The organism is Streptosporangium sp. NPDC048886 (assembly GCF_055586905.1).
Genome location: NZ_JBVJHH010000045.1, coordinates 1 through 17,879, shown reverse-complemented (window position 1 = coordinate 17,879; position 17,879 = coordinate 1). Strand labels below are relative to the sequence as shown.

Below are 17,879 nucleotides of genomic sequence, written 5' to 3'. Positions count from 1 at the left end.
CCCGGTGAGCCTTCCCTGGCTCGTCGCCGACATCGGCGGCACCAACGCCCGGTTCGCACTGGTCACCGAGCCCGGCGGGCAGCCGGAGGCGGTGGCCGTACTGGCCGGAGCGGATCACGACGGGCTCCCCGAAGCCGTAGCCGCCTATCTCGCAGAACATGCGGGCGGAGTTCAGCCGGGAGCGGCCTGCATCGCGATCGCCGGGCCGGTGGAGGGCGACCGCTACCGGCTCACCAACGCCGGCTGGTCCGGTTCGGTGCTCGACCTGGGGATCCCCCACGTCGAGCTGCTCAACGACTTCGAGGCCCTGGCGGCGTCGCTGCCGCATCTGGAGGGTGACGACCTGGTCTCCCTGGGCGGCCCCGAGCCCTCGCGCGGGGTCAAGGCCGTGCTGGGCCCGGGGACGGGCCTCGGCGTGGGCGGCCTGGTGCCCGCGGCCGAGGGCTGGGTGCCGGTCCCCGGCGAGGGCGGGCACGTCACCGTGCCGGTCCTGGACGAGCGCGACCACGCGATCGTCCAGGCGCTGCGCGCCGAGGGGCTGACCCACGTGGTGGCCGAGCACCTGCTGTCGGGGCCTGGACTGACCCGGCTGCACCACGGTCTCGCGCTGGTGCACGGCGTGGACGCGCCGCGGCTGTCCGCCTCGGACATCGTGGCCCGGCTGGACGACTCGCTGTGCACCGAGACCATCGAGGTCTTCTGCGGGATGCTCGGCACCTTCGCCGGGAACGTCGCACTGACCCTGGGCGCCCGTGGCGGCGTCTATCTGGGCGGCGGCGTGCTGCCCCGTATCGTGGAGCGGGTCCGTGCCAGCGACTTCCGCCGCCGGTTCGAGGCCACCCCGACCCTGACCGACTATCTGTCCGCCATCGCCACGACCCTGATCGTGGCCCCCCAGCCCGCGCTGGTCGGCGCGGCGGCCTGGTTGAACCAGCGCCTGTCGAACATGGAGTATGTATGAGTCTGCTGGACATCGCCCCGGTCGTCCCGGTCGTCGTGATCGACGACCTGGAGGCCGCGGTGCCCATGGCGCGCGCCCTGGTGGCGGGCGGTCTGCCGGTGATCGAGGTGACCCTCCGCACGGCCGACGCCCTGCAGGCCATCGAGCGGATCGCCGCCGAGGTGCCCGACGCGGTGATCGGCGCCGGGACCATCCGTACCCCGGCCGACGTGGCGGCCTCCGTGGCGGCCGGCGCCGGGTTCCTGGTCAGCCCGGGCAGCACGCCGAAGCTGGTGGACGCCATGGAGGCGAGCGGCGTGCCGTTCCTGCCCGGTGTGGCGACCGCGTCGGAGGTCATGGCCCTGGCCGAGCGCGGGCTGACGGAGATGAAGTTCTTCCCGGCCGAGGCCGCCGGTGGCCTGCCGTACCTGAAGTCGCTCGGCGGCCCGCTGCCCGACGTGCGGTTCTGCCCGACAGGCGGGATCAAGCTCTCCACGGCCCCCGGCTACCTGGCGCTGCCCAACGTCGGCTGCGTGGGCGGAAGCTGGCTCACCCCCGCCGACGCGCTGGCCACCGGTGACTACGCGCGGATCGAGAAGCTGGCCGCCGAGGCGGCCGCGCTCCGCTAGCCCGCTCTCCACCGGGCCGTGCCCGGCCGAGGCGCGCTCCATCGGAGCCCCCCGGCACGGGCACGCCCGGCCTCTCGAACTCGCAGGCGGGCCGTCTCCTCCCTAGGTCCGCGTGCGCCATGAGTCACCGTGACCCGGTGTGACGCTCATGGGACCCGGCCCATGGCCGCCTTACCCGGCGCCATGGGCCTTCCCTGTCTTCGGCCTTCCGTCCGGTCGGCGCCGCGCGCTCACCGGTGCGTGATCGGCGTCTGGTCGCCGGCGCGGAACGTATGGCGGTAGGCCATGGGTGACACGCCGATCGTGGCGGCCAGGTGCTGGCGCAGCGAGGCGGCGGTCCCGAAGCCCGCTTCGGCGGCGATGCGGTCCACCGGCAGGTCCGTGGTCTCCAGCAGGCGGCGCGCGTGCTCGACACGCTGCCGGGCCAGCCACTGGCCGGGGGTCATCCCCACCTCGTCGCGGAAGCGCCGGGAGAAGGTGCGGACGCTCATCCGCGCGTGGCCGGCCAGCTCGGACAGCGAGAGCGGCCGGTCGAGCCGCTCGAGCGCCCACGCGCGGGTCGCGGAGGTGGTGGCCGCCGACGGCTCGGGCACCGGGCGCTCGATGAACTGCGCCTGGCCCCCCTCACGCCAGGGTGGCACGACGCAGCGGCGGGCCACCCAGTTGGCGACCTCGCTGCCGTGGTCGCGGCGCACGATGTGCAGGCACAGGTCGATGCCGGCGGCGACCCCCGCCGCGGTGAGCACGTCGCCGTCGTCGACGAACAGCACGTCCGGATCGAGCTTGACCCGCGGGAACGTCCGCTGGAAGTGGCCGGCGTCGTTCCAGTGCGTGGTCGCCGGGCGGCCGTCGAGCAGACCCGCGGCGGCGAGGACGTATGAGGCGGTGCAGATCGACACGATGCGGGTGCCCCGCCGGAGGCGGGTGAACGCCTCGGCCAGCGGCTCGGGGAGCCGGTCCCTGGGTTCCACCGGGCCGCAGACGAACGGGGGGATCACCAGGGTGTCCGCCGTCTCGAAAGCCTCGACCCCGTGCTCCACGGCGACGGTGAAGTCGGCGTCGGTTCTCACCGGGCCGCCGTCGAGACTGCAGGTGATCACCTCGTAGAGCGGCTCGCCGTCCTTCCCGACCGCGGTGCCGAAGATCCGGACCGGGATGCTCAGCTCGAACGGATAGACACCCTCAAGGGCCAGTACGACAACGCGATGCATGGCCAGATTCTTTCACATATTGGCTATCTGGCCACTCGTAGGGGACCGGCCGGCTGCGGCAACGTTGGCCGTACGCCACACAGGCGATCACCCGAGAGCAAAGGAACGACGACTATGCGCGCCATCGGCCAGGACTCGCTCGGCGGACCCGAGGTGTTGAAGATGGTGGAGGTGGACCGCCCGGAGCCCGGGATCTCGGAGGTGCTCATCCGGGTCCACGCGGCCGGGGTCAACCCGACCGACCGGTGGCACCGGGCCACCGGGGGGCTGCTGGGCGGCTCGCCGGTCAGGCTGGGATGGGACGTGTCCGGCGTGGTCGAGGCCGTCGGTCTCGGCGTGACCGTGTTCAGGCCCGGCGACGAGGTGTTCGGCATGCCGCGCCTGCCGCAGGCGGCGGGCACCTACGCGGAGTACGTGACCTCCCCGGCGCGGCACCTGGCCCGCAAGCCGGCCGGCCTCTCCCACGTGGAGGCCGCCGCGCTGCCGCTGGCCGCGCTCACCGCCTGGCAGTCGCTGGTGGACACCGCCGACGTACGGCCCGGCCAGCGCGTGCTGATCCACGCCGCGGCGGGCGGCGTCGGCCACCTGGCCGTCCAGATCGCCAAGGCACGCGGCGCGTACGTCGTCGGCACCGCCCGCTCGGCCAAGCACGCCTTCGTCCGCGCCCTCGGGGCCGACGAGGTCGTCGACTACACGCAGGTCGACTTCGCGTCGGCGGTCGGCGACATCGACATCGTGATCGACACCATCGGAGGCGACTACGGGCCGCGCTCGCTGCGGACCCTGCGCGGCGGCGGCATCGTCGTGTCGCTCGCCTCACCGGCTGAGGCGTATCTGGCGGCCGAGGCGGACAAGCTCGGCCTGCGGGCCGGGTTCACGATCGTCGAACCCGACCACGCGGGGATGAAGGCGATCGCGGAGCTCGTCGAGGCGGGGCAGCTGCGCGCCGAGATCGACACGGTCCTGCCGCTCGAGCAGGCGGCCAAGGCCCACGAGATCGGCGAGAGCGGCCGGACGGCCGGAAAGATCGTCCTCACCGTCGCCGGCTGACGGTCCGCGCCGGCCACGCTCAGATCCGGGCCGCCCGGCAGGCGAGCTGCAGGGCCAGACGCTGCTGGGGGTCGCCGAGATCGGTGTGGAGGAGGTCCTCGATGCGCCGGATCCGCTGGCTCACGGCGTTGCGGTGCAGGTGGAGCTCCTCGGCGACCCGGGCGGGCGAGCCCTGGTGGTCGACGGGGACGCCATGGGCCGGGCCTTCCCCGAGGCCCAGATGGTGCTGCCCACGCTGATCGGCGTCTCGACCACCCCGATGGCCCTGGCCGACGACAAGGGCAACACCCTGGTCGTCGACGCGGTCTCCAACCGGTGGTCGGAGAAGATCGCCCGGGCGGCCTGCGTGGAGATGGGCTGCCAGGTCTCCTGCGCCGACACCGTGCTCCGCGGCGACCAGCTCCGCGACGGGCTGGTCCCGGCGACGCTCACGCTGGCGGAGGATCTGGGCCGGGCCGTACGGCTGGCGCGGGCCGGGCACTCCGACCCGGTGGAGGCGGCCAGGCGGCTGCTGGAGGGCGTGCGCCTGCTCAGCGGCAAGGTCGTCGACGTGGAGCGCCGCACCACCGGCGGCTTCGCCCGGGGCCGCGCCCGGCTGGAGGGCCCGGACGGCGTCCTGGAGCTGAGCTTCCAGAACGAGCACCTGCTGGCCGTGCGGGACGGCGCCACCGTCGCGACCACCCCGGACCTGATCTGTGTCCTGGACACCGACACCGGCGAGCCGGTCACCACCGAGGCCATGCGGTACGGCCTGCGCGTCACGGTGGTCGCGGCGCCCTGTGACCCCCGGTGGACCACCCCCGCCGGGCTGGCGCTGGCCGGGCCGCGCTACTTCGGCTACGACTGCGATCACGTGCCCCTGGCCGGCGTGCGGGGGTAGGGCCGGCGCCGCCCGCGGCCCGAACGGGCCGCCGGGGCGGGCCGCCGGATCCGGTGGATCCGGCCGGATGGGTAGAGCGGCACGCCGCGGTCGCCTAACCTGTAGGGACGAGGGGAGTACTTCCCAAGAACCGGTCCGGTCAGTACGGACGCCCCACGGCGTCCCCGGACGGTCGCCCGCGAGGTGCGGGTGAAGGAGACCTCGAATGGCCCAGCGCATTCGAGGAGCCCCCATGCCGGCTGACAGACCGCTTCCGACCTCCGGTCCGGCCCCCGCCGGTCCGCTCCGGCCGGAGACGGTCCCCGCCGGTGAGCTGAGCTATCCCCCCGGGTCGCTGGTGCTGCTCGCCGGGCTGCCCGGGGCGGGCAAGAGCACCCTGCTGGACCGGCTGTACGGACTGCGCGGCGACGAGCGGGCACCGGTCCGGGCCGGCGCGGTGCGGGTGATCGACTCGCGGCAGTCCCGCAACTGGTGGGCACGCTACCTCGGCCCGGTCCCGCCGCGGATCCGCACCCCGATCGTGCACGCCACCCATGTGTCGCGGATCGCGCGGGCGCTGCTGCGCGGGCACGGCGTCGTCGCGCACACCCGGGGCACCTGGCCGCACATCCTGTACGGCTTCGCCTGGCTGACCCGCCGGGTCGGCAGCGAGGTCCACCTGATCCTGCTGGACGTCGAGCCGGGGGTCGCGCGCGCGGGGCAGCTGTCCCGCGGCCGGGTCGTCACCGCCACCGGCTTCGCCCGGCACTGCCGGCGCTGGCGGGTGCTCGTCGCCCGCGCCCGCGGCGGCTCCCTCCCCCCGGCCGCGGGCGTCACCGTGCTGGACCGCCCGGCGGCGGACCTGCTGGGCGCCATCCGGTTCGACCGGCTGCCGGACCCGCGGCGGGAAGAGCACCGCTAGGAGCCGTCCCACCTCGTGGCCCGCCGGGCCGGCCTGTCCACCGTCGTCGCCGCTCGGACGGGCCGTCCGAGCGGACAACGGCAGATGGATACCGATCGGGCGGCGATCCGCAGGAGCACGGACCCTGCCGCGGACATCGGTGAACGGGCCCGGCCCGCAGGCCGGTGCGGTCAGCGGGCGGAGACCCTCAGGTCGGCGAGGATCGCGCGGTGGTCGCTGCCCGACTCCGGCAGCACCCGGCTGTCGAGGCCGGTGAAACCCCGGGTGAGCACGTGGTCCAGGCGGACGGCGGGCCAGGCGGCGGGCCAGGTGAACTGCAGGCCGGTGCCGGCCTGCTCCGACACCGGCGACAGCAGCGCGGTGAGGCGGCCCAGCTCCCGGTCGGTGGTGGCGGTGTTCAGGTCGCCGACGACGATGATCCGGGGGCTGGGGTCCGCCTGGACCGCGCGGGCCAGGGCCTCCACCTCGGCGTTGCGGTTGGCGATGACCGACGGCCGGTAGGGGCGGAAGGAGGCCAGGTGCACCGCGTAGAGGCTGACCGGGCCCTGTGGCGTGTCGATGATCGCCTGCTGTGCGCGCAGCACCCCGGGCACCGGCCTCGGAAGGCCCTCGAAGGGATATCTGCTCCACACCGCCACACCCGGGTTGCCGGGGAAGCGGTGGGGGTAGCCGGGGTTGATCTCCCGGACGAAGGCGGAGTCGACCGCTCCGTCGGCCGGCGCGGGGTCGTCGGGGATCTCCGCGGCCACGAGGATGTCCGCGTCGGCGGCCCGCAGCGCCCTGGCCGTCGCCACCAGGTCGCCGTTGGCGTAGCTGACGTTCTGGTGGACCACGCGCAGGTCCCGCGGGCCGGCGCCGGCGGTGCGGACGAACGCGGGCCCGAAGATCGCCGCCCACATCATGGCCGGGATCATCACCCCGGTCAGCGCAAGCCACGACCAGCGGGCGAGGGCGGCCAGCGCCAGGGCCGGGACCGCCAGGCCCAGCCAGGGCAGGCCGCTGTCGAGCGTGTTGCCCAGGCCCCGCCAGTTGGGCAGCTGCCGGTGCCCCGCCAGGACGAGAGCGACCAGCACACCCGCGACCGCTGTCAGCCCGCCTCGGAACCGCGGCGACATGATGATGAGAGATCCCTTCGGCGGCTGCGGGTCCCGGCGCCCTTCACCGAAGCAGTTCATCACGGCGTCGGCGGATACGGCGAGGAGGCTTGCGGTGTCGGAGGGGCCGACATGCCTGTGCCTGGCGGACGATTTTACCGTCGCCCGGCGATCTCCTCCACCTTCCCGCTCCCCGGCCGCCGCCCCCGCACCCCGCGCCTTCCCGCCCCCGCACCCCGGCGGCCGCTCCCCCTCACCGGCCGGGCACGGCGTCCAGCGGCTGGGCGGCCGGGGACGCCGGGACCACGCACGCCCGGTCGTCGCACCCGGCCGGCTCGGCGGCCGGATGGAGCAGGCCGGCCGGCTCGGCCACCGGGCGGAGCAGGCCGGCCAGCCCCTCTTCCCTCCCGTAGGGCCGGGCGCGGAGCGCCTCGGCGATCAACCCGGAGCGCGGATGGCACTCCCTCAGCTCGGCGTAGCGCAGCGCCACCACGCGGGCCACGGCGGCCGGGCTGTCCAGGCTGTAGACGGCGTAGAGCCGCTGCCTGGTCCTCGGCGACAGGCGCCCGGTCCACCAGCGGTAGACCACGCCGTCCGTCCAGACCACCAGGTCGGCCCAGACGGACACCAGGGCCAGGCCGTAGCCGTCGTGGACGTCGCCCTCGACGCCGTGCCGCGCCAGTTCGTCACGGAGCAGACACGCGGCGTGAACGGCGGGCGTCTCCGCGAGCACACCTCGGAGGTTCGCCACTGCCCACCTCCTCTCGGCGTTCGATGAAAACGGCAGACCGTTTCCCAATCCCAGGGTGCCGTGGGATGATTACTTTCGGTAGGTGTCCGATTACTAAGAGACACATGCATCTCGGTTGGGGTCCGCTGTGGGACCCACCCCGACACATGTAGGACCCGAAAGGACGGGAGCCCCCATGCCCGCCCCAAACGAGCTGGATCCCAGTGCCAGTGTCATGGCCTACTGGGGTTCCGAGCTGCGCCGGCTGCGAGAGGCCATGGGCTGGAGCCAGCAGGAGCTCGCCAAGCGGACGACTTACTCCACCTCGCTGGTGGGCCTGGTCGAGACCGCCATGCGTGCTCCGACCAGGAAGTTCGCGCAGAGATGCGACGAGGTGCTGGAGACCGGCGGAACGCTCGTCAAGCTCTGGCCGCTGATCGGCCGGGAGTCCTCGCCCGCCTGGGTCCGCTCACTGTTCGAGCTGGAGTGGGAGGCGCGCACCCTGCGCAACTACCAGCTCGCGGTGGTGCCGGGGCTGCTGCAGACCGAGGACTACGCACGGACGCTGACCCGCTCGGGTCGGCCGTTCGACACCGTCGAGCAGGTGGAGGAGATGGTGACGGTGCGGATGCAGCGGCAACGGCTGCTGGACCGGCCCGATCCGCCGATTCTCTTCGTCCTGCTGGACGAGGCCGTGCTGGCGCGCCCCATCGGCGGTGCCCGGGTGATGCGAGAGCAGCTCGAGCACCTCCTGGAGGCGACCGCGCGGCCACGGGTCACCCTTCAGGTGATCCCGTTCGAGGTGGGGGCCTACCCCGGGCTGGCCGGACCCATGTTGGTCCTCTCCTTCAAAGGGGCGCCCGACGTGGTCTACATGGAGAACGCGGAGAACGCGCAGCTCCTGACCGATCCGGCCCGGGTCGACCCCCTGTCGGCCCAGTTCGACGCATTGCGTTCCTGGGCACTCCCGCAGGCCGCCTCGGCGGCCTTTATCGAGAAGAGGATGAGTTCATGGATCTGACCGGTGCCCGGTGGCGCAAGAGCAGCCGCAGCAACGGCAACGGTGGTGAGTGCGTCGAGGTGGCCGTCAACCTCCCCGGCGTCGTCGCCGTCCGCGACAGCAAGAACCCTGACGGTCCCGCGCTGCTGTTCTCCCCGGAGGTGTGGGCCACCTTCCTGACCCGCATCAAGGGCGGCTCGCTCTAGGGCCGTCCACCGCGTGGTGAGGTCGCTCCTGCGGGCGTAGCGTAGATCTTCCACCCCGGCGGCACCCATCGTGGATACAAGCCCGAACTGTTTGGGTATGCGACTCATTCAGGGGAAGTGCGCCAGGCAGAGCTCGACGCCGGTGCGCACGGAGGGTCTGGCCAGGGAAGGCACGATGAGAGCTGCCCGGCAGGAGAGGGCCAGCGGGCTGGGGCTGGAGGTGTTCGATCCGGCCCCTGTCGGGGTGTCGGTGAGCAGTGTGCGAGACCACCGGCTGGTCTACGCCAATGCCGTCTACCGGTCGGTCTTCGGTGACAGGTCGATCAGGACCCTCGCGCGCGAGGCGTTCAGCGATCACGTCGAACGGGACTACTACTTCGGCCTGCTGGACCAGGTCCTGAGCACCGGGGAGCCGGTGACCGTCACCGAGGCCTCGGTGGCCATCGACTACGCCGACACCGGCCCGCAGGAGCGTTTCTTCACCTTCAGCCTCTCGGAGATCTCTCTCGGCGGCGACGAGCGCGGGGTGCTGCTGGTGTCGGTGGAGGTCACCGAGCAGGTCACCGCCGCGCGGCGGATCAAGGCCCTCGCCGAGGAGCAGGGCCGCCTGCTCCAGCGCTACCGGAAGCTGGGCAGCGTCGGCGCGGAGATGGTCTGGGTGACCGCGCCCGACGGCAGTGTCATCGAGCCGAGCCCGGGCTGGGAGAAGGTGACCGGGCAGTCGTGGGAGGAGTTCAGGCAGGAGGGGTGGCTGGAGGCCGTCCACCCCGACGACCGCGGGCCGACCGTCCAGTCGTGGTCCCGGGCGGCCCGGGAGGTGCCGCCCCTGTGGGAGCACGTCCACCGGATACGCCGCGCCGACGGCACCTACCGGCACTTCAACGTCCGGGCCGTGCCGGTGCTGGAGGGCGACACCGTGGTGGAGTGGGTGGGCAGCTGCACCGACATCGAGCAGGAGTGGCAGGAGAACCAGCGCCGGGAGCTGCTCGACCGGGCCGCCGCCGCCACCGCCGACATCACGCGCCTGGAGGAGATGCTCACCGCGCTGGCCCACGTGATCGTGCCGGACCTCGCCGACGGCTGCATCATCTACCTGCTGCCCCACTCGCCGGACCGGCCCGAGCACGCGCCGCTTCTGGCGCACCTCGTCGCCTCCGCGGTCCGGCCCGGCCTGCCCGCGCTGCCCGAGCACGGCGAGGAGACCTTCGCCCCCGACAACGTGTTCGCCCGCACGGTACGGCGCCGCCGCCCCATTCACCGGACGTTCCCGCCGGGGGCCCCGGCGCCCGGCGTCGCGCCGGCGGAGGCCGAGGGGTGGCTCGTCGCGGCCGCGGCCAACAGCGTGGTCCTCGTGCCGGTCATCGTCGACGGCACCGTGGCGGCGGTGGTGGCCGCCTCCGTCTGCGGGGAACGCCCCCCGATCAGCACCTCCGACGTCGCCCTGATAGGCCAGATGCTCGACCACGCGCACGACCCCTTCAGCAACGCCATCGAATACCGGCGCACGCAGCGCACGGCGCTGGCCATGCAGCACAGCCTGCTCCCGGAGCCGCCCGCCGTCCCGGGCCTGCAGATCACCGCCCGTTACCGGCCGAGCCCCGCCGCCGCCGAGGTCGGCGGGGACTGGTACGACTGCTTCCGGCTCCGCGACGGCGCCACCATGCTGACGATCGGCGACGTGGCCGGCCACGACCTGCCGGCCGCCGTCACCATGAGCCAGCTGCGCAACATGCTCAGAGGGCTGGCCGTCGACCGGGAGGAGCCGGTCGGAGACATCCTGCAGCGCCTGGACACGGCCATGGAGACCCTCTACGGCGAGGAGACCGCGACCTGCGTCCTGGCGCGCCTGGAGAGGACGGAGGAGGGCTGGCAGCTGAGCTACTCGGTCGCCGGGCACCCGCCGCCCCTGCTGGTCACCCCCGACGGCCGCGGCCGCTTCCTGGAGGGCGCCGCCAACCCCCTCCTGGGCGTGCTGCGCGAAAGGCCGCGCACCAGCGCCGTCGAGCCGCTGCCGCCGGGCAGCACGCTGCTGCTGTACACCGACGGTCTCATCGAGCGCCCGGGCGAGCACCTCGACGTGAGCCTGGACCGGCTGTGCCGGCACGTGGCGACGCTCGCCGGGCAGCCGCTGGAGGACTTCTGCGAAGGACTGCTGACCGATCTGACCGCCGGAGGGAAGGACGACATCGCCATGATCGCGGTGCGCCTGCCGTCCGAGCCGCTCACAGGGGCAGGACGCCCCCCGGCTTGAGGGCCTTCATGGCGATCTGAGAGGTGAGCTTGTCGAGCCCGGGCAGGCGGCCGAGCTTCTCCAGGCAGAGCTGGCTGTAGGAGTCCATGTCTGGCACCGCGACCCGCAGCACGTAGTCGGGGCGGCCGAACATGCGCAGGCACTCGACCACGTCCTCGACCTCCATGACCGCCGCCTCGAAAGCGGTGACGGTCTCGGCGTCCTGTCCCTCCAGCTCGACGTAGGCGAGGACCTGGAACCCGCGCCCGACGGCGGCGGGGTCGACCATGGCGCGGTAGCCGGTTATCACCCCCGACTCCTCAAGATTGCGGACCCGGCGCAGGCACGGCGAGGGGGTCAGCCGTACCCGCTCGGCGAGTTCGAGGTTGCTGAGCCGCCCTTCCGCCTGCAGAAGACCAAGAATTGCGCGATCGGTTGCATCCATGGCAACAGATGCTAACCAGTCCGTTAATCGCAATAAATATTGACATCGGATTTCGCACCTCCTGACATAACCTTGCGGGCAATCGAAGCGGCGCAGACAGACGGGACCACAGCCATGACGATCTTCGCCGACGCCCACGAGGTGACCCCCGACGACCGGTACGTCCTCGACGAGGGCCAGGTCTTCATGACCGGCACGCAGGCGCTGGTCCGCGTGATCCTCGACCAGATGCGCGCCGACCGCTCCGCCGGCCTCGACACGGGCGCGATGGTGTCGGGCTATCCCGGCTCCCCGCTCGGCGGCTTCGACCAGGAACTCGCCCGCTCGCACCGGCACACCGGGCCGCTCGGCGTCGTGCACCGGCCGGGCCAGAACGAGGAGCTGGGCGCCACCGCCGTCTGGGGCAGCCAGCTCGTGCCGTCGCTCCCCCGGCCGCGCAGGGCGGGCGTCCTGGGCGTCTGGTACGGCAAGGCCCCCGGCGTCGACCGCGCGGCCGACGCGTTCCGGCACGGCAACTTCGTCGGCGCCCACCCCGACGGGGGCCTGATCGCCTTCTGCGGCGACGACCCGACCTGCAAGTCCTCGACGCTGCCCTCGGCCACCGAGAGCGCGCTCGCCGCGCTGGGCATGCCGATCGTCCATCCCGGCAGCGTCCAGGAGCTGCTCGACCTGGGCCGCCACGCCATCGCGGCCTCCCGGGCCAGCGGCCTGTGGGTGGCGGTGAAGGCGGTCACCAACGTGATGGACGGCACCGGCACGGTCAACGTCGGCGCCGGCCGGGTGGTCCCCGTCATGCCCGTCGTCGAATACGAGGGCAGGCCGTACCGGCACACGCCGGATGCCACCCTGCTCACTCCCTGGTCGTTGGAGATGGAGCGCACGCTGGTCGGTCCGCGTCTGGAGCTGGCCCGCGCCTACGCCAGGGAGAACGGCCTCAACCGGATCACCGTGGACCCCGCGGACGCCTGGCTCGGCATCGTCGCCTCCGGCACCGCCTACTACGACGTGCGCGAGGGGTTCCGCAAGCTGGGCGTGGACCCCGCCGAACTGGGCATCCGCATCCTCAAGATCGGTATGCTCTGGCCGCTGGAACCGGGGATCGTCCGGGACTTCGCCCGCGGCCTGGAAGAGATCATGGTCGTCGAGGAGAAGGGCCCGCTGCTGGAGACCCTGGTCAAGGACGTCCTGTACGGCACCGTCGACGCCCCTCGCGTCCTCGGCAAGCTCGACGAGAACGGCGCCGTCCTGATCCCGCGGGCCGGGGGCGTCGACGCCGATCTGGCGGCCAAGGCGATCGCCTTCCGGCTGCGCCGCAAGGGCCTGGACAATCACACCGGGATCGCCGAGGGCCTGGCCGTGATCTCCCGCCCGGCACCACTGAAGCTGCTCGGCGCCCAGCGCACCCCGTTCTTCTGCTCGGGCTGCCCGCACAACCGCTCCACCGCCGTCCCGGACGGCGCCCCGGTCGGCGCGGGAATCGGCTGCCACACGATGGTGGTGCTCAACCGGGAGGGCAAGGGCACCCTGACGGGCCTGACCCAGATGGGCGGCGAGGGCACGCAGTGGATCGGTCAGGCGCCCTTCACCGACACTCCCCACATCTTCCAGAACCTGGGTGACGGCACCTTCCACCACTCCGGCTCGCTCGCCGTGCGCGCCGCCGTGGGCGCGGGCGTCAACATCACCTACAAGCTGCTCTACAACAGCGCCATCGCCATGACGGGCGGCCAGGTGATCACTCCGTCCCTCGCCGTGGCCGACCTGACCCGCTGGCTGGAGGTGGAAGGGGTGCGCCGGGTGATCGTCACCACCGACGAGCCCGAGCGCTACCGGGGGGTCAGGCTGGCGCGGATCGCCGAGGTCCGTGACCGCACCGCGCTGGAGGACGCCCAGCGCGAACTGGCCTCGATCCCCGGGGTGACCGTGCTGGTCCACGACCAGCAGTGCGCCGCCGAGAAGCGGCGGCTGCGCAAGAAGGGCGACCTGCCCGACCCGGTCAGGCGGGTGGCGATCAACCAGCGGGTGTGCGAGGGCTGCGGCGACTGCGGGCAGAAGTCCGAGTGCCTGTCGGTGCTGCCGGTGGAGACCGAGTTCGGCCGCAAGACCGAGATCCACCAGTCGTCCTGCAACAAGGACTACTCCTGCGTGGAGGGTGACTGCCCCTCCTTCCTGACCGTCGTCCCGGCCAAGGGCACCAAGAGGCGCACCGCCGTACCGGCTCCTCCGCCGACGCCGATGCCCGAGCTCCGCACCGGGGAGACGATGATCCGGCTGGTGGGCATCGGCGGCACCGGCGTGGTGTCGGTGGCGCAGATCCTCGGCACCGCCGCGATGTTCGACGGCAGGCAGTCGCGCGGGCTCGACCAGACCGGCCTGGCCCAGAAGGGCGGCACGGTCGTCTCCGACATCCTGATCTTCGACGGTGACGGTGACCGCTCCGGGCAGGCCGGCACGGCCGGCGTGGACGCCTATCTCGCGCTCGACCTGATCGGTGCCACCGACCCCAAGCACCTGCGCGGCGCCGACCGCGACCGGACCGTCGCGGTGGTCTCCACCAGCCTGGTTCCCACCGGGTCCATGGTCCTCGACCCGTCCACGCACGTCACCGACCTCGGTTCGCCGATCGGCGCGCTGGAGTCGCGCACCCGGCGTGAGCTGAACGTCTACCTCGACGCCGAGGACGTGGCGCAGCGGCTGTTCGGCGACCACATGCCGGCCAACACGATCGTGGTCGGCGCGGCCTGGCAGCGCGGGCTCATCCCGCTGAGCCTGGAGGCGATCGAGCGGGCCATCCGCCTGGGCGGCGGCAAGAGCGCAGAGAAGACGATCGCCGCCTTCCACTGGGGACGGGCCGTCGCCGCCGACCCGGAGTCCGTGGCGCGGGCGACCGGCTCGGCCGCCCCGGCCGAGCAGCCGCCGAGCCCCGAGATCGCCGCGCTCGTCGACTCGATCGCCGATCCCGGCACCGAGCTGCACCGGATCCTGATGATCCGGGTGCCCGACCTCGCCGCCTACCAGAATCCGCGCTACGCCACGCGCTACGCCGAGGCGGTCCGCGCGGTCCTCACCAGGGAGCGGGAGGCGTCGGTGGCGGACTCGGTGGAAGGCTCGCCGGTCACCGAGGCCTACGCCCGCCACCTGCACCGCCTGATGGCCTACAAGGACGAGTACGAGGTGGCCCGGCTCCACCTCGACCCGGCCGAGCGGGCCCGCGTCACCGCCGAGTTCGGCCCCGGGGCGAAGATCTCCTACAACCTGCACCCGCCGGTCCTGCGCGCCCTCGGCATGGACCGCAAGATCCGTCTCGGGACCTGGTTCGACCCCGCCTTCCGCCTGCTGTACGGCATGCGCGGGCTGCGCGGCACCCGGCTGGACCCGTTCGGCGCGGCCGGGGTGCGCAGGACGGAGCGCGAGCTCGTCGCCGAGTACACCCGCGACGTGCACCGCGCCCTTTCGCACCTGCGCCCGGAGACGGAGGACCGGGTCCGCGAACTGGCCGAGCTGCCGGAGGTGATCCGCGGCTACGAGCACGTCAAGCTGCGCAACGTGGCGGCCTACCGGGAGCGGGCGGCCGCGCTGCTCGGCGAGCTCGGCGGCCGGTAGGTCACCCCCCGACCGAGGACAGGGGCGGGGCGATGTCCTCCAGGGAGGTCCGCTCCGCCTTGACCCCGAGCAGGATGGTGACGATCCCGGCCAGCACCATCATGCCCGCCGCGACCAGATAGCCGTAGAACAGGCGGGTCGGGTCGGGGTGGGCCTGGTCGCCGATCAGCGCGCCGAAGATGGCCGGGCCGAGCGCGCCGAAGGTCTGGGCGACGGCGAAGAACACCGCGATGGCCAGCGCCCGGATCTCCAGCGGGAACAGCTCGCTGACGGTGAGGTAGCCGGAGCTGGCCGCGGCGGAGGCGATGAAGAAGATGACCGACCACAGCAGGGTCTGGGTGGTCGCGGTGAGCAGGCCCTCCTTGAACAGCCAGCCGGTCACGGCCAGCAGGAGGCCGGAGGTGATGTAGGTGGAGGAGATCATCGGCTTGCGGCCGACGGTGTCGAACAGCGGCCCCAGGACGAACGGGCCGAGCAGGTTGCCCACGGCGAAGGCGAACAGGTATTTCGACGCCTCCGAGGCGCTCACCCCGTAGAACTGCGAGAGCACCAGCACGTAGGTGAAGAAGATCGCGTTGTAGAGGAACGACTGGCTGATCATCAGGGTGGCGCCGAGGATCGAGCGCTTCGGGTAGTCCTTGCAGATCACGCGCAGGACGTCGCGGTAGCTGACCCTGCCGTGCGGCCGGATCCCGATGACCTTGCGCCCGTCCACCGGCGGCAGCTCCTTGCCGGAGTCCCGGACGTGCTCCTCGATCTCCCGCACCGCCAGCTCGCCCTCGCGCTCCCTGCCGTGCATGACCAGCCAGCGCGGGCTCTCCGGCAGGTGCCGCCGCAGGCCCCAGATCGCCAGGCCGATGAGCGGGCCGATCAGCAGGCCGAGCCGCCAGCCCAGGTCGACCGGGAACAGGTCGGGGTTGAGCAGGACGTAGGTGGACGCGGTGCCGATCATGGCGCCCAGCCAGTAGGTGCCGCTGACCGCCAGGTCGATCCGGCCCCGGTAACGGGCGGGGATGAGCTCGTCGATGGCCGAGTGGATCGCCGCGTACTCCCCGCCGATGCCCATGCCGGCGAAGAACCGGAAGATCAGCAGCCACCAGTAGGAGAAGGAGAGCGCGGTGATGCCGTTGGCGACGAGATAGAGGCCGAGCGTGATGATGAAGAGCTTGCGCCGCCCGAACCGGTCCGACAGGCGTCCGAACACCAGCGCGCCCGCGACCTCGCCGAGCAGGTAGACCGTGGCGGCGAAGCCCACCTCGGCCGAGGTCAGGGCGAGCGTCTGCCTGTCGCGGAGGACGTCGCCGACGGCGCTGGCGATGGTGATCTCCATGCCGTCGAGCACCCAGGCCACCCCGAGCGCGACCACCATCTTGGTGTGGAAGCGCGACCAGGGCAGCCGGTCGATCCGCGCCGGGATGAGCGTCCGGATGATCTGATCCTGCGATGCCCCCATAGCTACTCAGTGTAGTAATTAATAGCTTAAAGTAACGGTCGGCGGATCGCCATGGGCAGGACAGGACGCCGCCCGGTGAGACGCCGGCCCGGTGAGACCGCCAGGCCGGGCAGGCCGGGCAGGCCGCCAGGGCGAATGGGACGTCAGGCCCGGCTGGACGTCAGGCCCGGCTGGACGTCAGGACGGCCGGCGGCGGGCGAGCTCCTCCCCGCGGCTGAGCAGGGACGGCTCGTCGATGGGGTTCTCGTGGGTGCCCACCGACGTGCAGGCGTGCGCGCCCGCGACGGCGCCCAGCCGGACGGAGTCGTCCAGGGACCGGCCCGACAGCAGGCCGTACAGGACGCCGGAGACGAACGCGTCCCCGGCCCCGTTGCTGTCGGCCACCGGGCCGGGCAGCGGGGCGGCGGGGAAGTGCCGCAGCCCGTCGGCGTCGAGGACGTGGCAGCCCTCGGCGCCCGAGGTGCAGATCACGGTCCTGGCGCGGCCGCGGGACAGGATGTCGCGCATGACGGCCTCGCGGCGGGAGCCGAGCGCCGTGTCCGACAGGAAGACCAGGTCGGAGGAGTAGGCGTAGTCCCGGTGGAAGTCGTTGTCCCCGTCCCAGTCGTGCAGGTCGGTGGAGACGGACCCGCCCTCCAGGTCGGGGTAGACGTGCCGGGAGAAACCGGTGAGCGACACGTGCACGTGCCGGGCCTGGCGCACCGCCGCCAGGTAGAGCTCCCTGGGCAGCCGCTCGCCGGGCGCGTCACGCGGGTCGAACAGCGACAGCCGCCGCCCGTCGGGGCCGACCAGCAGGACGCTGCGCCGGGTGCCCTGGGGGGCCGGAGCCCAGTCGAACTCCACCCCCTTGGCCTCCATGTGGGCCCGGATGAAACGGCCCTGCGGGTCGTCGCCGATCAGGTCGACGAGCTTGACCTTCAGGCCGAGCGAGTGGCAGCCGAGCGCGACACCGCTACCGGTGTTGCCGATCCGGTCGATCACCGGAGGGACGGCGTAGGTGTCGGCGTACGGCAGGGGCAGCTCGGGCACGTAGGCCGTGGTGTCCACCCCGGTCCCACCGATGACGACGACGTCGTGACCAGTCTTCATCGCCCCATGATCGCACCCCGCCGGGACGCGGCCCGCCCCGCCCCGGCGGGCGCGGGCCGCACCCGCTCAGGCGATCGTCCGGGTGGACCAGGGGGTGCTGACCTGGCGCCCCCTGGGTGGCCGGCCGGTAGTCGTTGGCGCAGCCGGTGCCGCCCGCCTGGCCGCCCGGGGCGCCGTCAGCGGTTGACCAGCGGCCCGGAGCCGGTCGAGCGGCGCACCACCAGCTCCGGCTGGAACATCAGCTCGATGTGCCTGCTCCGGATGCCGTTGATCTCCTCCAGCAGGGTCGCCACGGCGGCCGAGGCCATCGCGCCGATGGGCTTGCGGACGGTGGTCAGCGGCGGATCGGTGAAAGCGATCAACGGCGAGTCGTCGAACCCCACCACCGACACCTCCCCCGGCACCGACAACCCCCGAT

At 72.7% G+C, this 17,879-nt stretch carries 17 protein-coding genes; 9 read left to right on the top strand and 8 right to left on the bottom strand.

Annotated elements, in window-relative coordinates; genetic code table 11:
* Window positions 1–4: 4 nt before the first annotated feature.
* Complete coding sequence (gene glk, locus ACZ6R6_RS39655) at window positions 5–961, top strand: glucokinase (protein ID WP_470102081.1); 957 nt, start codon at window positions 5–7, stop codon at window positions 959–961.
* Entirely contained in the window at window positions 958–1,569 is a 612-nt protein-coding gene (gene eda, locus ACZ6R6_RS39650) for a bifunctional 4-hydroxy-2-oxoglutarate aldolase/2-dehydro-3-deoxy-phosphogluconate aldolase (RefSeq protein WP_306858336.1), read from the top strand. The genes glk and eda overlap by 4 nt, the downstream gene beginning before the upstream one ends.
* A gap of 230 nt (window positions 1,570–1,799) precedes the next feature.
* On the opposite strand, the gene ACZ6R6_RS39645 is transcribed toward eda, so the two are convergent.
* Window positions 1,800–2,780, bottom strand: coding sequence for a GlxA family transcriptional regulator (locus ACZ6R6_RS39645; RefSeq protein ID WP_470102080.1), 981 nt, complete (start codon window positions 2,778–2,780; stop codon window positions 1,800–1,802).
* A 114-nt stretch (window positions 2,781–2,894) separates the two neighbouring features.
* Between ACZ6R6_RS39645 and ACZ6R6_RS39640 the strand changes: the two genes are divergently transcribed.
* Window positions 2,895–3,830: an NADP-dependent oxidoreductase gene (locus ACZ6R6_RS39640; RefSeq protein ID WP_470102079.1), complete on the top strand. Its 936-nt coding sequence runs from the start codon at window positions 2,895–2,897 to the stop codon at window positions 3,828–3,830.
* Window positions 3,831–3,849: 19 nt separating this feature from the next.
* On the opposite strand, the gene ACZ6R6_RS39635 is transcribed toward ACZ6R6_RS39640, so the two are convergent.
* Window positions 3,850–3,954, bottom strand: coding sequence for a helix-turn-helix domain-containing protein (locus ACZ6R6_RS39635; protein WP_470102078.1), 105 nt, complete (start codon window positions 3,952–3,954; stop codon window positions 3,850–3,852).
* A 9-nt stretch (window positions 3,955–3,963) separates the two neighbouring features.
* Here ACZ6R6_RS39635 and ACZ6R6_RS39630 point away from each other — a divergent pair, with 9 nt between their 5' ends.
* Both ACZ6R6_RS39630 and ACZ6R6_RS39625 read left to right on the top strand, forming a co-directional pair.
* The gene (locus ACZ6R6_RS39630) at window positions 3,964–4,710 is read left to right on the top strand and encodes a DUF917 domain-containing protein (RefSeq protein ID WP_470102077.1); all 747 of its coding nucleotides are present in this window, start codon (window positions 3,964–3,966) and stop codon (window positions 4,708–4,710) included.
* 232 nt (window positions 4,711–4,942) lie between these two features.
* A complete protein-coding gene (locus tag ACZ6R6_RS39625; RefSeq protein ID WP_470102076.1) occupies window positions 4,943–5,611 on the top strand; it encodes an ATP-binding protein in 669 nt (222 codons plus the stop codon).
* Window positions 5,612–5,781: 170 nt separating this feature from the next.
* On the opposite strand, the gene ACZ6R6_RS39620 is transcribed toward ACZ6R6_RS39625, so the two are convergent.
* Both ACZ6R6_RS39620 and ACZ6R6_RS39615 read right to left on the bottom strand, forming a co-directional pair.
* Window positions 5,782–6,726 carry an endonuclease/exonuclease/phosphatase family protein gene (locus tag ACZ6R6_RS39620; protein WP_470102075.1) on the bottom strand — a complete coding sequence of 315 codons (945 nt, stop codon included), beginning with the start codon at window positions 6,724–6,726 and terminating at the stop codon, window positions 5,782–5,784.
* A gap of 232 nt (window positions 6,727–6,958) precedes the next feature.
* On the bottom strand, window positions 6,959–7,456 hold the full coding sequence (locus ACZ6R6_RS39615) for a hypothetical protein (protein ID WP_470102074.1): 498 nt from the start codon (window positions 7,454–7,456) through the stop codon (window positions 6,959–6,961).
* A 175-nt stretch (window positions 7,457–7,631) separates the two neighbouring features.
* Between ACZ6R6_RS39615 and ACZ6R6_RS39610 the strand changes: the two genes are divergently transcribed.
* The 3 genes from ACZ6R6_RS39610 (at window position 7,632) to ACZ6R6_RS39600 (ending at window position 10,892) form a co-directional block, all read left to right on the top strand.
* Window positions 7,632–8,456, top strand: a complete 825-nt coding sequence (locus ACZ6R6_RS39610) for a helix-turn-helix domain-containing protein (protein ID WP_306858318.1) — start codon at window positions 7,632–7,634, stop codon at window positions 8,454–8,456.
* On the top strand, window positions 8,447–8,641 hold the full coding sequence (locus ACZ6R6_RS39605; RefSeq protein ID WP_086577970.1) for a DUF397 domain-containing protein: 195 nt from the start codon (window positions 8,447–8,449) through the stop codon (window positions 8,639–8,641). The genes ACZ6R6_RS39610 and ACZ6R6_RS39605 overlap by 10 nt, the downstream gene beginning before the upstream one ends.
* 175 nt (window positions 8,642–8,816) lie before the next feature.
* A complete protein-coding gene (locus ACZ6R6_RS39600; protein WP_470102073.1) occupies window positions 8,817–10,892 on the top strand; it encodes a SpoIIE family protein phosphatase in 2,076 nt (691 codons plus the stop codon).
* Here ACZ6R6_RS39600 and ACZ6R6_RS39595 read toward each other — a convergent pair.
* Window positions 10,864–11,316: an Lrp/AsnC family transcriptional regulator gene (locus tag ACZ6R6_RS39595; RefSeq protein ID WP_470102072.1), complete on the bottom strand. Its 453-nt coding sequence runs from the start codon at window positions 11,314–11,316 to the stop codon at window positions 10,864–10,866. The genes ACZ6R6_RS39600 and ACZ6R6_RS39595 overlap by 29 nt on opposite strands.
* A gap of 114 nt (window positions 11,317–11,430) precedes the next feature.
* On the opposite strand from ACZ6R6_RS39595, the gene ACZ6R6_RS39590 reads away from it, so the two are divergent.
* Window positions 11,431–14,919 carry an indolepyruvate ferredoxin oxidoreductase family protein gene (locus ACZ6R6_RS39590; RefSeq protein ID WP_470102071.1) on the top strand — a complete coding sequence of 1,163 codons (3,489 nt, stop codon included), beginning with the start codon at window positions 11,431–11,433 and terminating at the stop codon, window positions 14,917–14,919.
* A 1-nt stretch (window position 14,920) separates the two neighbouring features.
* On the opposite strand, the gene ACZ6R6_RS39585 is transcribed toward ACZ6R6_RS39590, so the two are convergent.
* From ACZ6R6_RS39585 to ACZ6R6_RS39575, 3 genes are all read right to left on the bottom strand, one after another.
* Window positions 14,921–16,372, bottom strand: coding sequence for an MFS transporter (locus ACZ6R6_RS39585; protein ID WP_470102070.1), 1,452 nt, complete (start codon window positions 16,370–16,372; stop codon window positions 14,921–14,923).
* Between the two features lie 177 nt (window positions 16,373–16,549).
* The gene (locus tag ACZ6R6_RS39580) at window positions 16,550–17,461 is read right to left on the bottom strand and encodes a carbohydrate kinase family protein (protein WP_470102069.1); all 912 of its coding nucleotides are present in this window, start codon (window positions 17,459–17,461) and stop codon (window positions 16,550–16,552) included.
* A 176-nt stretch (window positions 17,462–17,637) separates the two neighbouring features.
* The coding region (locus ACZ6R6_RS39575; protein ID WP_470102068.1) for a substrate-binding domain-containing protein at window positions 17,638–17,879 on the bottom strand (242 nt) is incomplete at its 5' end.

Coding starts and splice junctions, on each gene's coding strand:
- ACZ6R6_RS39580 (WP_470102069.1), bottom strand. CDS start 17,461: ATGAAGACTGGTCACGACGTCGTCGTCATCGGTGGGACCGGGGTGGAC.
- ACZ6R6_RS39585 (WP_470102070.1), bottom strand. CDS start 16,372: ATGGGGGCATCGCAGGATCAGATCATCCGGACGCTCATCCCGGCGCGG.
- ACZ6R6_RS39590 (WP_470102071.1), top strand. CDS start 11,431: ATGACGATCTTCGCCGACGCCCACGAGGTGACCCCCGACGACCGGTAC.
- ACZ6R6_RS39600 (WP_470102073.1), top strand. CDS start 8,817: ATGAGAGCTGCCCGGCAGGAGAGGGCCAGCGGGCTGGGGCTGGAGGTG.
- ACZ6R6_RS39640 (WP_470102079.1), top strand. CDS start 2,895: ATGCGCGCCATCGGCCAGGACTCGCTCGGCGGACCCGAGGTGTTGAAG.
- ACZ6R6_RS39645 (WP_470102080.1), bottom strand. CDS start 2,780: ATGCATCGCGTTGTCGTACTGGCCCTTGAGGGTGTCTATCCGTTCGAG.
- ACZ6R6_RS39610 (WP_306858318.1), top strand. CDS start 7,632: ATGCCCGCCCCAAACGAGCTGGATCCCAGTGCCAGTGTCATGGCCTAC.
- ACZ6R6_RS39625 (WP_470102076.1), top strand. CDS start 4,943: ATGCCGGCTGACAGACCGCTTCCGACCTCCGGTCCGGCCCCCGCCGGT.
- ACZ6R6_RS39595 (WP_470102072.1), bottom strand. CDS start 11,316: ATGGATGCAACCGATCGCGCAATTCTTGGTCTTCTGCAGGCGGAAGGG.
- eda (WP_306858336.1), top strand. CDS start 958: ATGAGTCTGCTGGACATCGCCCCGGTCGTCCCGGTCGTCGTGATCGAC.
- ACZ6R6_RS39620 (WP_470102075.1), bottom strand. CDS start 6,726: ATGTCGCCGCGGTTCCGAGGCGGGCTGACAGCGGTCGCGGGTGTGCTG.
- ACZ6R6_RS39605 (WP_086577970.1), top strand. CDS start 8,447: ATGGATCTGACCGGTGCCCGGTGGCGCAAGAGCAGCCGCAGCAACGGC.